This window comes from Bacillus cereus group sp. N11 (assembly GCF_016483605.1).
Classification (GTDB): domain Bacteria; phylum Bacillota; class Bacilli; order Bacillales; family Bacillaceae_G; genus Bacillus_A; species Bacillus_A toyonensis.
In genome coordinates, this window is record NZ_JAEHBN010000001.1 from 370,890 (window position 1) to 385,933 (window position 15,044).

The window sequence follows — 15,044 nt, forward strand, 5'->3', positions numbered from 1 at the left end:
TTACGGCTGGATTTTGTCTATGATTGAGTAGACAAAGCAGCAATCTGATTATATTTTTTTTGCGCATCTTTTAGCGCTACTAATAATGCCTTTTGAGATGAACCGAAATAACGATCTTTTATTTCTGTTACTAGCGCTGGATCATTAATATTTTTATGTAGAAATAAATATTTAACGAATTGAGATGTTAATGCAATTGTCGCTGAGCAATCTGCATCTACAATTTCCCCTGTCTCCTTCACAAGTACAAATGCTACAAAATAGCTTTTAAACTTTTCCGTAATGGGATTATTTTGAGGCGCTTTCGCATCCCCTACGACATAAATTGTATTTGAAGCATACACAGCTATCTTCCTTTCTTATACGAGGATAACGGGTTTCTTAATAGTCGTACGAGCGATAAACTTAACGTTCATTAAAAAATGTATCCGCTTATGAATATTATATAAAATTATCAGAATTTTAACAACATTTATCTTTACACATATTCCATAATTATGGATAATTGTGAATTCCATTGATGTAATGGCTTCAACTGTACATCTTACATTATGTTAGAACTCCTTGTACCATGCAAAAATTTAGCTTTTCTGTTTTCGTACTTCATTTACAAATAAAAAACAGTTAGCCAACGCTAACTGTTTCATTACTTTGGTAATACGAAAATCGTTTCATTTGACTTAGAAAATTGGTACTCTTTTCTCGCAAACTTCAAAATTTCCTCTTCATTATCCGTTAAATTCTCAATGTTAGTCTTTAGAAACGATTGATCCTTCTTTAATGTAACTAATTGTTTCTTTTGATTTGTAATCGTATCTTTTTTATTCATTATTATCTCTTGCTGTTTCGTTAAAATATATTGAACATATAAAGTAGTCACTGCAATAAAAAGAACCATTAAAATAAGTCGTCTTAACTTCTTTTTATTTATAGTACGATTGTCACTAGGTTGTGATAGTTGCTCTGGTATATTAGGAACATTTACTCTTTTGAGTTTCCTCATTTCAAGTCCCCCTAACCCATATTTTTCACTACCATAGGCACGTTTTCTTACTAAACTAAATTCTATTCTTATAAAATAAGTTCCTTCACAAAAATATCTCACAAATTAACCAATTAAAGATAGCATTCGACGACATTTCCATATTTACATCGAGATTTTTTATGTATGCTGCAATAAAATAGTAGTTTATGTTATTCTTTTTCTACTATTGTAGAAGAGTTTTTTTACTTAGCACTTTACTTTATCTCCTCAACATAAGGATTCACATATAAATCAATATCAAAATCAGCTTTAATACTGTTAGCAAAATCAATTACTGGATTATCTAAATGAAAAGCTGGTGTATGACCTTCATTTATTTTAATTACAATAGTGAATCTACATTCTAATCCAAATTCTCTTTTTAGTTCATTAATAATGGCTGACTTATCTTTTAGTTTTAGAATTAATTGCTCCATTACATCTCCTACATCTAATGATTCCTGATATCCTGTACTTAGTTGCCAAGATGTATAGTTTCTTGTTATGTTTTCAGTTTCGTTTGTTTTTCTAATTATGTCCCCTTTTTTATAACTTTTAGTTGGGCTTACTTGCAATCTTTCAGAAACAACCTCTACTGGAAATTCATCTCCAGACAGATTGAAATAAACCATTACTTGCGTTTCATCCATTAATCTCACACCTTTATTAAAAATAAATTATTATTTAATTCAATCGTTCCATTTTACTACAGACTACAAGTTGAATTTTATGCCAACCTATAACTACTTTTAATATTAATATGAATCATTCTACAATTACATCTTTTTATCAATATATAATGTTTTTATTTTTATAAAGTAATACTTTAATCAATGTGGGTTATGTTCATCCCCACTGATTATCAGCCCTCACCAATCGGTCCAGCCCCACTCCCACCTAACTTCTTTGCCCCAGCCGAGTTTTGAGGTGGGAGTTTTACTTCCCGGCAAATAGCGGGATAAACTCTATTACTAACGGCGCATTACTTCACCATTTAAATTGTTTACATAATACTATTATTTTTATAATTTATTATCCCAATAAAAAAACAATCCATCTAACAAATGGATTGTTTTTACGTTTCATTTTTATAATTCTTTAAATAATTTAATCGTTTTTACCTTAACTGAATTGGATTTATAATAATGAAATAAAAATATATATTAAAAAACCGAGCACACTATGCATATCAAAAAATAGCTGCCTAATAAACATTTATCATTTGAAAGGTTAAAATGTATTTTAACCTTTCATTTGAAAAAAATACGTATAAACCCTCTAAAATGAGCAGACTTATCATACTAATCTATAACAATTTTGTCTTCTCCCCTTACCTGTTTCCTTTAACACATATGATTTTAAAACAAGGGCAGTTAATGAATCCGTTAATGTTTTATATGATAAATTAGACAATGCCAATAGATCGTTTGTATATAACATTCTATGCTTCTCTAATAATAATAGTACTAATCGTTCTGACGGTTTTAATGTCTCATCACTTTCTAGTATAAAGTCTATATTTTTCATTTCTCTAATTATTGCTCCTTATATAAAAAAATACTTTAAATGATTATTTAATATAAAAATAATACATAACAAAATTTGAAGTATACTAAAATAACATCATTTTAAAACACTATTATACTATAACATAGAAAAAGCATTTCCCAAAATAGGAAATGCTTTTCTTAATTCACTTTCTTATATTGCTTATATGATTGTTCCAAACCTATATTATATTTCGTGTTTTTATCCGTCCAGTCTTCTCCTAAATTACCTGGCCATCCTGATGTATTAGCGACATATTTTAATAACTCCCAATCTTTTAATCCTTTTTTCACAACGCGCTCATATGATTTGACCATATTAGTGATTGCTATTTTTGCATTGATTTGTGAATCCATTAAACTTTCTTCAGATAAAGAGGCTGGTGCTAATCCGCCCCGATGCAATTGGAATAATCCAAATGATGTGCCATTATCCCCTATTGCTTTTCGATTCAATTTTGTTTCATGGTCTGCGATAGATAGTGGAATCCAATCTGGAATATCATACCTCTTAGCAACTTCACCAATTATTTTCTTATTATTTTGAATCTCTTTATACTTCTCATATTTTGAATAAAGAGCATTCGTTCTGTTACTAACGTAAGTAATATGAATATATATTGTAACGCTTTTTTCATCATTTCATCTCCTGCTTTGTGTATGTTTCACTTCCTACTCACACTATAAAGCCTTTATGTGACATTCATTTGACGAAATGATATGAATGATGCATAAGTTAATAATAAATTAAGTTTTTCTAAAATCACTTAAACAAATAAAAACGGTTAGCCACCCATGTTCTAAACATGAGTGGCTAACCGTTTTCGAGTGTCTTTTTAATAAACACGTTCTACCTTATATATTTCTTGCAATATGTGGTTTACTGTAATGACTCGTTCCGCCGCCACCTACTACTACTTTACCGCCTTTTCCAAAGATTAATAATTTACTTGAACCATCTGCAAGAAGTACTATTACTTCCGCATGATCACTTGTAGCTACATAGATTACATAACCGCTTTTTGAAATACACGTTTCCCAATTCTCATCAAATTCTGATCTAACTACCCGATTAGAATACACTTGATTTTCAATTCTTCCTTGTTCTTCGTTTTCCAAATTTATTCTCCCCTCTTCCTTGAATAGTTGTATATATTAAAATAGCAGTCCTGTTTAAAATAGTGACCGATTTTAACATAAATAGTATATGTAGGTAGTAGGAGAATGCTTGGACAATGAAAACGTATCAGCATTTAAAAATTTTACAATCGAAACTTCTCTTTAATCATTTCCGCTACTTCTTTTGCACTCAAGTAAGTATTATTAATTTTTATATACTCTTCTTTTTCAATTTCACCATGAAAAGAGTTTAATCTATGCTTTTTCATCGTTTCTTTTAAATTATTTTCAGACCATTCAATATCTCTTTTTTTCGGTTTATGTTCTAATCTATGCGGACTTTTATTCCGTTCTAATCTTTCATCTAATTCCGCTTCCAGCTCTACAAAATATACCGTCCCACCTTTTGATTCAAAAATACTTACTACATGATGTATATAATCCCAATCGGATTGGAGGTCAAATGCCCATACATAAGTAAAAATCATTCAGATAAATCACTTTTAGATACTTCTTCAAATATTTCATTACGAAATAAACTTACTAGTCTTTTTGCTTCTTTCGTACTGTAATCAAAAATTGGACTTACTAAATCAATTGTCATATGGTTATGAAAAAGTTTTAAACCGGTTAATGTTGCTAATTCTTGCCCCACTGTCATTTTCCCAACTGCTTGTGGGCCAAATATTAATATGAATTTCATTTATTTCCCTCCTATCTTTCTCTATAAACAATTACACAAAATAGAAAATAAGGCAGTCGATTTCGTATCGATTGCCTTATTTTTATTAATAGTTTCTGTACTATTTTTTTCGTACAGCTTCAAACGTAATCATTTGATCTGCATTTGACGGCTCTTTTTCATATACATAGTCAGCAGAGCAAGTAATGTTAGAAAAACCAATACTTTCTAAAAGGAGTTTAAACTCTTCTATACCATACCACCGCATTGCAAAACGTTGTAGTTCTGTTTGTACTAACTGTCCTTTACTCCACTTTTCATATTTTAAATATGATACAGCAATTTGGTTCAGCCAATCCATTTCAATTGATTTCTTTTCTAACGTAATTCCGTCTCCGTTTGGCAGAGAAAAAGTCGATGTGTGAATTTCACCTACCTTCCAGTCATACGGAAGTATAAGATCTACAATTAAGCGCCCACCTGTATTAAGATGTTCATACAAACATTTCAAAGCATTTATAGAATCCTCACGATTTTCAATTAAGCAAAAGGATCCAGTAGGAATGATAATCGCCTCATACTTATGTGGTAGTGAAAATTGTTGTAAGCTTCCTTCATATAAATTAGGATGTAAGCCTCTCTCTTTACACCGCTTACGGCAAGAATCTAGCATTTCAGGTGAATAATCTATCCCATCAATGTTAAAACCAGCTTCAAGAAATGGAATAATGACACGTCCTGATCCTACAGCTGCTTCAAGAATTCTTCCTTTACAATTTTTCAAACGTTCTTTGTAATACTCAATATCACCATGTAAAGAATAACCGACAGGCTTTGTGTAATCATAAAGTTCTGCGCAAAGTGTACTATAAAAACTAAACATTTATTTTCTCCTCCGTTTTATACGTACGGAAGATTTCAATTCAATTAATCTTCCTGTACCTTTAATTTTAATGAAAATTCGAAAGAGCTGACTGTCATACTATATCACTCGCTTTCCATAGAATATAATCACATTGTATAATATTTCCTTCAAAATGAATATATAGAAATCGAAAATTCAGACTTATTTCGAAAGGATGATATGATGAATTCATTAATTGGATTTCTTTTTCTTCTTATCACTTTTAATGCTCTAATTTTCTTTATTGCAAAGAAGTATAGGCGAATATGGAAAATTGCCAGTGGCATTTTCATCCTTTCTTCCCCCATCATTTTCTTCGCGACTATGCATGTAATTGGTGAAAAAGTTGGAGATGGTTTCGCTGGAGGTGTTGCTGGGCTTACCTTTAGTGGAATTTTAATCCTAAATGCAATTGTTTTATTTGTTGTAAGTATTTTTAATAGAAATTCATAATTGCCTCCTCGTATTGATAAACAATTACACCCCAAAATTTAAAGAGCTTACTATATAGTAAGCTCTTCATTAAAAATCATTTATTTCACAATCGGTAATATTACTTCGCTTAATTTTACTGTAAGCTTCGTACCCGCTTTCGGTCTAATTGTATAATCATAGTCACTAGCAATTAAAACGATCCCAATTTGATGTCCTGCTTTAAATACATAATCATCTGGCTGCATGTCCCATGTAAATGTATAATCTTTTCCAGGTTGAAGCGCTGTTGAATTTTTTATACTATTTAAGTTTTGCGGGTCCATCCAACCTCTCGTAACGATTTCAGGCTTTGCTCCACCGTAATCAACAAGTAAAGCTGTTAAATTTGCTACAGAACGGTCAATATTTCCTTTGAATGAAACTTGCGGTGTACCGCTTATTCGTATATCTTTTTGCAACACCGGCATTGTATACACTAGTCGATTTGCTACTTCTAATTCCGGGTTTGCTACTAATTGGTTTGATTTCATTTTTGCATCATCTACGAATGAGAAAACCTTATTAGCAGATCCCATACTTAATGGCAAATTGACTGCTTTATTACTTAAATACATTCGGATTTTTGACGGCACAGCCGCTGGATCTGGCCAATTTTTTAACCTTTCCCATGTTTTATTTTCTCGTTGTACATCAACCATTGGTTCATCCATAATTCCATTTTCAATTCCGTACAACCAATAATCTAACCATTTATTTTGTGTTTGCTGCCAGTTATTACTTGATGTTCCGCCGTGTCCACCTTGATGTAACCACATTTTACGAGGTACATCATTTTCTCCAAGCGCATCCCACCATTGCGCGAACTGCTTCGTTTTTACGTTCCAATCGTTTAAACCGTGAACGACAAATACGCTCGCTTTTACATTTTTAGCATCTTTCACATAGTTACGTTTATCCCAAAAATCATTATAATTACCAGTTTTCCGGTCTTGTCCATCAGTGAGCTCTTTTATAACTTGTCCGCAAACTTCAGGGTTTTCCCTTGTTAGTACTGCTTCTGCCATATTATCTGTATCTTCCCCTTGATACCCACCTGGTGCAATGACTGCGCCATTTGCACGATAATAATCATACCAACTACTAATCGCTGCGATTGGAATAATTGTTTTTAACCCTTCAACTCCAGTCGTCGCAACAGCATTTGGTAACGTACCATTATAAGAAACCCCTGTCATACCTACATTTCCAGTAGACCAATTTGCATTTACTTCTTTTCCATCTTCTGTATATGCTTTCGCACGCCCATTTACCCAATCAATGACAGACTTTGTCCCCAATATTTCCTGTTCGTCTCCAGTCGTAGGACAGCCATCTGATTTTCCAGTACCGATACTTTCTCCTAAAATAACTGCATAACCTCTTGGCACGTAATAGTTTCCGTACGAACCAAGATTAACCGCTCCATACGGTTTTCCTTCATACGCATACAATTCTTCATCTACATTATATACAGGAACATCTTTTAATCCAGCTCGATATGGACTCATTTCATAAATAACAGGAACTTTCACATTCGGATCAGTTTTTGGACGCATAACCTTTACTGATACACGATCCTTTTTACCATCGCGATCACTATCAACTTCTGTTTCTACAAACAAATTTTCAATAATCGCTTCATCAAGTGAGTAAATAGGTTTTGTCATCCCATTTTCTAATTCAATTTTTGTGTTCGAATGTAATGCTTCTGAAACTTTTCCATTTAACTTAACGCCATTTTCATTTCTAGTGTTTGTTTCCTTATTTTCTGCATACGCAGTGATAGTAGAAACTCCTGATGTAATTGATAAAGATAAAATAGCTGATAGTGTAATTGCAATTTTCTTTTTCTCCATGCCCTTCCCTCCCCAATACTTCTCTTCTTACTATACAACAAAATTACTGAAAATTCAGTTTATATTTTATACAATAACTTGAGAAATTTGTAGAACATTCTCCCTACGAGCTTTCAAAATTATATAGTTCCACTTAATACTGTCTTATAATCATAAAAAAGCATCGTCTCCTATTGAAAATAGACGATGTTTTTTAGTTTTTAATTAGCCCTTCTTCATATAAATATCAAACTGTATCTCTCCATCTATAGTAGAGACTCCATATTCAAAACCATGTCTTTCTAAAATACTTTTCACTATCGCTAATCCTAATCCTGTACCTGATTTTTCTTTACTACGAGAAGATTCTAATACATAAAATGGTTCCCAAATTTTATCGATATCTTTAATTTGTTCAGCATGAATACCATTTTGAATTTGAAAATATATACCATCGTTTCTATTTTGTAAATAAATTTCCACATTTTGATTCGTTGTATATTTAATCGCATTAGAAATTAAATTTTGAAACACCATTCCCATTTTATTTAAATCTGCATAAATGATTGTATCACCAACAGTATTGTTCACTTGCAAATTGATTTCTTTCGATTCCAGTTCAATCTTATGTTTATCTATTATACTTTGGACTAGTGGCTCAATAGGGAATTCTTCTTTTTGTAATATATCTCTTTCTAGTTTAGAAAATCGTAATAACTCTTCAACTAGATTTGAAATTTGATCAGTTTGTTTAATAATTGTATCTACGTACGTACCATCATCTAACCCATCTTTTATTCCCATAGAATATGCTTTTACTAATGCTATAGGTGTTTTTAATTCATGAGTGATATCACCCATAAATTGTTTTAAATGTTCATTACGATCTGTTAAATCTTGATGTGCTTCATGCAATTTATCACTCATAATATTGATACTATTGGCTAAGTCTCCTATTTCATCGTTCGTTTTCACTTTCGTTCTTTTAAACTTCAAACGTGAAATTTCTTCTGCGACATCACTTAATTCTTTCAATGGTGTCGTGATTGTTTTTGAAAGTATCCACACAAGTAAAATAATGAGAAGGAGTGAGAAACACAAAATGTATAAGTAAAATGTATTTAACGTATTAATAATTTCATTTGAATTTGCAATAGAAGTCCCAATTAAAATTATCGTATCATCTTTCGCAATATACTTAGCAAAAAAGCTTGCTTTTACCTTTCCTTGATCATATAGTTTATTCGATTGCCCTTCCGTTTTCACTTTTATGACTTCGTCTTTCGTAATCCACAGTTTATTTAATGTTACCTTCTTTCTCATAAGTTTTGTGTGTAGTGCTTCGTTCATATCAACTATTGACTGGTTGATTGGCGTATACACAATTGAAACATTACTTTCATTTTCAATTGTATGGACAACATCTTCTAAATCTTTTACTGATGTATTTTGTATTTGCATTGTAAATTTATTTAAGTTTTCACGTGTTTTATAAATATTATATTTCGGTAAAAGATAATTAATTAATAATAAAGAGATCATAAAAATAAGAATAACCGTTAAAGAAATGCTGAAAAATAGCTTTTTTCCAAGTTTATTCACTTTGTTCCTCCAGACTATAACCTAAACCACGATGCGTCTTTATAATATTCTCTCCGATTTTTTTACGCAATCTCCTCACATGTGTATCAACCGTTCTCTCTTCTCCAAAATAGTCAAATCCCCATACGATATCTAACAATTTTTTACGCGTTAAAATCATTCCTTTATGATTTAAAAAGCACTTTATTAATTCTAGTTCTGTTTTTGTAATATCTAATTCTATATCATTTTTATATACTTTATTTTTGGCGAAATTTATCTTTACATCTTGCACTTGAATTACATCATCCTGTTGTACAAGCTTTTTCGCTCGGGTAATTAGTACTCCTGGATGAAATGGTTTTTTCACATATTCATCTGCCCCGCTTTGAAGCGCTGCTAATTCATCTTCACTTTCACTTTTCGCCGTAAGCATTAACACTCTTACACTTGAATTCTTTTTTATTCCCTGACAGACTGTAATACCACTATGTTTCGGCATCATCCAATCTAAAATAGCTAAATCTATTTTCTCATCATAAAAAATTTGAAGTGCTTCCTCTCCATCTTTTGCTAATAAAACTTCGAAACCTTCTTTTTCAAAATAAGCTTTTAAAATTTTCAACATATCTTGTTCATCATCTGCAATCAATACTTTCATAATTTATCCTCCATTGCTTTTAAACAAAAACCAATTGTATCATACAACTTCTTTGTTACATGTATGTGACAGAAAAATATTTAAACCTTTTGAGGGTATAGTAAAGATGAGGTGTTGTATTATGAAAAAAAAAATCGGGGTCATTTCTCTTCTTTTCTTCCTATTATCAACAAATGTGCTCGCAAATACAAATCAACAAATTGAAGTGTTTGATTGCAAAAAAGAAATGGTCATTCAAAAACAATCTTTAGATCCAGCAATCGAAAAAGAAGCTGTTCAATACGCTAAAGCAATAACTGGACCATTTAAAAACTTAAATGTCGTTCCGAAAGATGGACATATGATAAAAATCCCTTTATCTAAACCTGTTTCTATTGCCAATCAATGGTTACATACTACAATAGACGAAGTACTTATACTGCTCCCACAAAATGAAAAACCTTATATTATGCTATATGATGATGAGAATAATCCGCATTTTTATTATGTGAAAGGTGATCCAAATAGATTATTGAAACAAATGAATGTTACATTATAATTTAAGAAAGATCCCACAAATATCATTTGCGGGATCTTTCTTTATCGGTTAACAACTTGATTTTCATTTAAAAAATGCATAACCTGTCTTTTATGATGGTTATCATGATCTACAAATTCTTTAATAATATATATAAGAGAATACGGCGTTCCAGTATGAGGACAATGTGATACTCCATTGGCAGTTACAGGTTTCTTTAGATTTCCAGCAGGCAATAATCTAATTTCTTTTACGAGTAACTCTCTTTTTGTTTTTGCTTCTTCAAGAAGTTTCATCTTAGATATACCTGATTTGGCATAACTAGATGCTATTTTATTATATGTATTAAAGTCAGGGAACTCCACTCCCTGTCCTTCTCTCACTGATGGTAAGACCTTACTTAAAAGACATTCATCCCAATTCATAATATGAGATACAATCTCACCAATAGTCCATTTCCCCTCTGATATTGGTGCCACCCACAATTCTTCTTTCATACCTTTCAATGTATTTAACCAAATTGAATATTCATTGAAATCATGAATAATTTTATTTTCTCCCATCATCCAATTCCCCATTCTAATAATAGATTCAAATAAATTATATCATCAATCCACATAAAAATAGAACAAAAGTTCTGTCAGAGTGGATAAATAATAATTCACTACATCCTTTTATATAAGTTCAAATAATGGCTCGCTCCTACATATTTTTTCCCTTTCACAAATCCACCCGAAGTATAAAATTTGTCACCCTGTTCCGTATCTGTATTTTAGACAACGATATTAAAATATTTTTTAGCATCACTTAAAATTCGCACTAACAGTAACCTTCCTAATCCTTTCCTTCGGTATTCTTTTGCAATATAAAATCTCCTTACCCTACCAATCTTATTATTTTCTGTATATGGATCCTCATTTAGCCCTCCTATTCCAATTAACTTTTCCCCTTGAAAAATACCATATAAACATTCTCCAGTTTTATTAAATACATTTATTTTGTTTTCATATTCATTTATTAATTTTATTAGGAAGTTAAAACCTCCTTCCTTACTGTCCTGAACGAGATGACTAATTTCATATTTCATTAAATTTTCTATTTGTTGAATATGTATATCTTTCAAGTAAATTCCCTCCCTTAATATAAAAATATATAAAAATGCTCAAGAATCATTTATTCTGAGCATTTTTATGGTTGTTACCTTATTCAATTCGTAGCATGCGTATTCTGCACTTCAGACAATATCCCCTTCAACTCCATTAAATCATCAATTACTATATCCGCACGAGCCAGTTCATCTTCTTGTGCAAAATCAAAATTGCATCCAATCGCAATTAAACCGTTATCTTTCGCTGCATTTATATCAGATAGTCGGTCTCCAACTACGGCTGCTTCTTTTATATCATATTTGTTCAAAATATTTTTGACTAAGTCACTTTTATTTAGCGATTGTATTTGTTCAATACTACATGTTTCAGTAACCCACTGATCCAAAGCATAATAAGATACGATTGCTTGTAAGTATTCTTTTAAGCCATTACTAGCAATGTATATTGAACAATTATTTTCTTTTATGTGCATAAATACTTCTTTTACATTTGGATATAAAGCACCTTTTCCGCTCTTTATGTTTTCAATTAATCTTTCCAAAAAATATGCGTCTGTTTGTTCTCTCGCTTCAATAGAATGGTCTGGTAATAACGTCTCCCAAACTTTCGGTAACGGCACACCCATAATTTCACGATACTTATCAATTGGCGTTACTGCATCCCATAATTGTAGTGACCGTAAATGATTAAAAGTATCATCTAGCGATACTTCTAAAATTTTATCTGTTTGAAATAACGTTCCGTCCATATCGAAAATTAGTGCTTGAAACATGTCATCCTCTCCTTACATAAGCTGCAAATATTCATCAATATCTTTAGAAATTTGTATAAAAGCTTTATCCCAAAATTCATAGCTTGTTATATCTATTTGAAAATGTTTTTTCATCAGCTCTTCTACTGGAGCTTTTCCTGTTTCTCGTAGAAATTCTTTATACTTTAAATGGAATGTACTTGAGTTTTGCTTCGCTATTTCTACTAAACTAAAACTTGCTAAATATCCAAATGTGTACGGATAATTGTAAAAAGGAACATCCGCAATATAAAATTGAATATATTTCATCCACACGAACGGCTGATATTCACTTAAAGCATGTCCATATACTTCTTCTTGTGCCAATATAGATAACTTCTCAATTTCGTCAGCACTTATGGGACCTTCTTTACATTTTTCATAAAAATTCTTCTCAAATTGAAATGATGCTCGAATGGCCATAACATAATTAAAAGTATTTCTTATTTTCCAGCTAAGTAATGACTTTTTCATATCTATACACTTTGTTGTTTCAATTAAATAGTTTATGAGTACTGTTTCAAAGAAAATAGACGCGGATTCAGCCGTACTCATTGGCAAATAATCATCTAAGAAAGAAGTAGTTTGTTCAAAACTCATATTATAAAAATGCCAAGCATGTCCTAGTTCGTGGACAAGTATCCTTACACTATCGATACTTCCGTCATAACGCATTGAAATACGGGATTCTTTCTCACTGAAAAAAGGAGCGCAAAACCCACCTGGTGGTTTATTCTCTCTCGGTTCACCATCTACCCATCCACTTTCTATCGCATTACGTGCAAATTCTGCTAATTCTTCATCAATAGCTTTTAATGCATCATATATGTTTTGTACTGCTAGTGAAAAAGGAATAATAGCCTCATTATTTTCCTTTATTGTCATAAGTTCATGCCATGTAATGGAATCTTTCCCTATTTTATACATGTTTAAAGCACTAACTAATTTATCAAGATTTTCTTCTGTCGCATTCCACATTTGTAATAATACAGTTTCAGAAATACCATTCACATGAAGAGATTGTGTTAAAATCTCTCTATCTTCTTTTTCATTACTCTTTGTATTACGCAATCTCCCTATTTGATTTAATACAGTAGCAAAGACTTCTTTTTCCTTATGTAATGCATTTATTAGTAGCACAAATACTTCTAATCTTTCCTTTTCATTATCACTATTCATTGCAATATGATTTGCTTGACCAAATGATAATTGTTTATTATTGTGCTCTATTTCTATCTTATTTCTTAATTGTATGTACATATTTTCCCACGCATTAAGTTCATCTTTTATGAACCTAGTATTAATATTATCAGAAATTTCCACCTCACTTTGTTGTATTACTTGCTGTACTTCACTTTTTAGTTCCTTTACTTTCACAGTCAATATAGTATTATCAGATGAGACACTTTCTTCAGCCGATCGGCAATACAAATAGTTTTCTGCCTTTTCAATAGCCTGTATAAGTTTTGAAAGGATTTCCACATCCTTTGTCACTATATATTGTTCTTTCAACTCTAATATCGGAAATATAATATCTTCACACGAATATAATCGATCTAAATCCCACCTAGCAATTTCATGCATTTTTATAGCCGCCTCCTATTTTTACAAATAGTTACAGATATTTCTCCCTACCCAATTATATATGAAACTACAATTTTTTAATATCTTTAAATATTTCGTTTTTTGATGAGCAGGACTAGATTTATATTCGTTTCTTTCACCACTCAATCACAAATAGCATAAACACATGAATGATACGATGTGTAAAAAAGACAATAAAGTTATTTACTTTTAAACCTAAAACAAGCATAACCCCGTTCTAAATTTAGGACGGGGTTAAAATATAGTTGTATAATTTTCGATATAAGATACTTCACTGTACTTAAAAATATAACAATAAAGTCGTTTGAAAATCTAAGTTTTATTCAACAATAGCGCCTATTGTTGAATAATGTTCAATTTTAAACGAATAAAGCCATTAATATTAAATTTTGATAGCCGTCATCCAATTTTACACTCTTTGCTTTTCTACCCTCTTCAAAAAATCCTAGATTCTTATATAACTGGATTGCACCTAGATTATCTTCCATTACCTCAAGACAAACTTTTTCAATCTTACTGTTATTTTTAGCCCAATTGATTAACGTTTCTAGAAGAGCTCTTCCAATACCATAATTTCGATATTCAGGTAGTATGGTCATCGCAAAAGCCCCTTGATGACTAATTTTTTCTTTGTTTCCATTCTTAAAATCGATTGCACCGACTAACTTACCATCAACTTCAGCAATAAACTGTACATAATTTGGATTTTCATAATAAGCTTTTAACGTTTTTTGAATAGCATCAACACTCATCTTTTTTACACCCTCAACCGTACTTAGCATGTATGGAGCATTTATTAAAGCTTTTGAAGCAGCATTTAGCATTCTTTCTGCATCCTGTTCTTTAGCTTCTCTAATTATTACTGTTTTTCCATCCTTAGATTTATAAGTAAAAACATTAGTTGATAATATATTACACACACCCTTTCGGAATATAATTAATCGGATTTTTTAAATATTCCACAATTCTTAAGTAAGAGAAAGTCGTATCACCTTTTTCTGTAATCGCCCTCCTTTAACTTAATAACAATTATTTCAAATATTTTTAATTTTGACAAGAAATCGTTCGTTATATAGCTCGATTGTTGAATAGAATGACTAGCATTTTTTAAACGACTTTATTATTTCTTTACACGATGACTGATATAAGTATCACTTCACCAATACCATATCGACCAATTATCACAGATTAAAAAT

General features: G+C 31.2%; 15 protein-coding genes and 3 pseudogenes. 2 read left to right on the plus strand and 16 right to left on the minus strand.

Annotation, left to right across the window (positions count from 1 at the left end):
- Window positions 1-17: 17 nt before the first annotated feature.
- The 8 genes and pseudogenes from JDS98_RS01945 to JDS98_RS01980 all read right to left on the minus strand — a co-directional run bounded on the left by JDS98_RS01945 (window position 18) and on the right by JDS98_RS01980 (window position 5,255).
- The gene (locus tag JDS98_RS01945) at window positions 18-344 is read right to left on the minus strand and encodes a DUF3870 domain-containing protein (RefSeq protein WP_000271326.1); all 327 of its coding nucleotides are present in this window, start codon (window positions 342-344) and stop codon (window positions 18-20) included.
- A gap of 302 nt (window positions 345-646) precedes the next feature.
- Window positions 647-1,003 (minus strand): FtsB family cell division protein, encoded by a 357-nt coding sequence (locus JDS98_RS01950; protein ID WP_087969910.1) that lies wholly within the window; start codon window positions 1,001-1,003, stop codon window positions 647-649.
- A 236-nt stretch (window positions 1,004-1,239) separates the two neighbouring features.
- Window positions 1,240-1,674, minus strand: a complete 435-nt coding sequence (locus JDS98_RS01955) for a DUF4279 domain-containing protein (RefSeq protein ID WP_097957330.1) — start codon at window positions 1,672-1,674, stop codon at window positions 1,240-1,242.
- Between the two features lie 646 nt (window positions 1,675-2,320).
- A complete protein-coding gene (locus JDS98_RS01960) occupies window positions 2,321-2,551 on the minus strand; it encodes a hypothetical protein (RefSeq protein WP_000789036.1) in 231 nt (76 codons plus the stop codon).
- A 161-nt stretch (window positions 2,552-2,712) separates the two neighbouring features.
- Window positions 2,713-3,212, minus strand: a pseudogene (locus tag JDS98_RS01965) (invasion protein).
- A 214-nt stretch (window positions 3,213-3,426) separates the two neighbouring features.
- Window positions 3,427-3,690, minus strand: coding sequence for a hypothetical protein (locus tag JDS98_RS01970; RefSeq protein WP_000426647.1), 264 nt, complete (start codon window positions 3,688-3,690; stop codon window positions 3,427-3,429).
- 143 nt (window positions 3,691-3,833) lie between these two features.
- A pseudogene (locus tag JDS98_RS01975) lies at window positions 3,834-4,393 on the minus strand (AAA family ATPase).
- A gap of 100 nt (window positions 4,394-4,493) precedes the next feature.
- Window positions 4,494-5,255, minus strand: a complete 762-nt coding sequence (locus JDS98_RS01980) for a class I SAM-dependent DNA methyltransferase (RefSeq protein WP_199633487.1) — start codon at window positions 5,253-5,255, stop codon at window positions 4,494-4,496.
- 204 nt (window positions 5,256-5,459) lie between these two features.
- Here JDS98_RS01980 and JDS98_RS01985 point away from each other — a divergent pair, with 204 nt between their 5' ends.
- Window positions 5,460-5,729 (plus strand): hypothetical protein, encoded by a 270-nt coding sequence (locus JDS98_RS01985; protein WP_001086639.1) that lies wholly within the window; start codon window positions 5,460-5,462, stop codon window positions 5,727-5,729.
- Between the two features lie 80 nt (window positions 5,730-5,809).
- Here JDS98_RS01985 and JDS98_RS01990 read toward each other — a convergent pair whose 3' ends face one another.
- The 3 genes from JDS98_RS01990 to JDS98_RS02000 all read right to left on the minus strand — a co-directional run bounded on the left by JDS98_RS01990 (window position 5,810) and on the right by JDS98_RS02000 (window position 9,827).
- Window positions 5,810-7,606, minus strand: a complete 1,797-nt coding sequence (locus JDS98_RS01990; protein WP_199633488.1) for a Xaa-Pro dipeptidyl-peptidase — start codon at window positions 7,604-7,606, stop codon at window positions 5,810-5,812.
- A 204-nt stretch (window positions 7,607-7,810) separates the two neighbouring features.
- Entirely contained in the window at window positions 7,811-9,187 is a 1,377-nt protein-coding gene (locus JDS98_RS01995) for a HAMP domain-containing sensor histidine kinase (protein ID WP_199633489.1), read from the minus strand.
- Complete coding sequence (locus JDS98_RS02000; RefSeq protein ID WP_199633490.1) at window positions 9,180-9,827, minus strand: response regulator transcription factor; 648 nt, start codon at window positions 9,825-9,827, stop codon at window positions 9,180-9,182. Before JDS98_RS02000 ends, JDS98_RS01995 begins: the two co-directional genes overlap by 8 nt.
- A 121-nt stretch (window positions 9,828-9,948) precedes the next feature.
- Between JDS98_RS02000 and JDS98_RS02005 the strand changes: the two genes are divergently transcribed.
- Entirely contained in the window at window positions 9,949-10,365 is a 417-nt protein-coding gene (locus tag JDS98_RS02005) for a hypothetical protein (RefSeq protein ID WP_087969918.1), read from the plus strand.
- 41 nt (window positions 10,366-10,406) lie between these two features.
- Here the strand turns inward: JDS98_RS02005 and JDS98_RS02010 are convergent, their stop codons facing one another.
- From JDS98_RS02010 to JDS98_RS02030, 5 genes and pseudogenes are all read right to left on the minus strand, one after another.
- On the minus strand, window positions 10,407-10,907 hold the full coding sequence (locus JDS98_RS02010) for a DinB family protein (RefSeq protein ID WP_098711355.1): 501 nt from the start codon (window positions 10,905-10,907) through the stop codon (window positions 10,407-10,409).
- Between the two features lie 101 nt (window positions 10,908-11,008).
- Window positions 11,009-11,467, minus strand: a pseudogene (locus tag JDS98_RS02015) (GNAT family N-acetyltransferase).
- 83 nt (window positions 11,468-11,550) lie between these two features.
- Window positions 11,551-12,225, minus strand: a complete 675-nt coding sequence (locus JDS98_RS02020) for an HAD family hydrolase (protein ID WP_098711356.1) — start codon at window positions 12,223-12,225, stop codon at window positions 11,551-11,553.
- Window positions 12,226-12,237: 12 nt separating this feature from the next.
- A complete protein-coding gene (locus JDS98_RS02025) occupies window positions 12,238-13,827 on the minus strand; it encodes a M3 family metallopeptidase (protein WP_199633491.1) in 1,590 nt (529 codons plus the stop codon).
- 380 nt (window positions 13,828-14,207) lie between these two features.
- Entirely contained in the window at window positions 14,208-14,768 is a 561-nt protein-coding gene (locus JDS98_RS02030; RefSeq protein ID WP_199633492.1) for a GNAT family N-acetyltransferase, read from the minus strand.
- Window positions 14,769-15,044 lie beyond the last annotated feature (276 nt).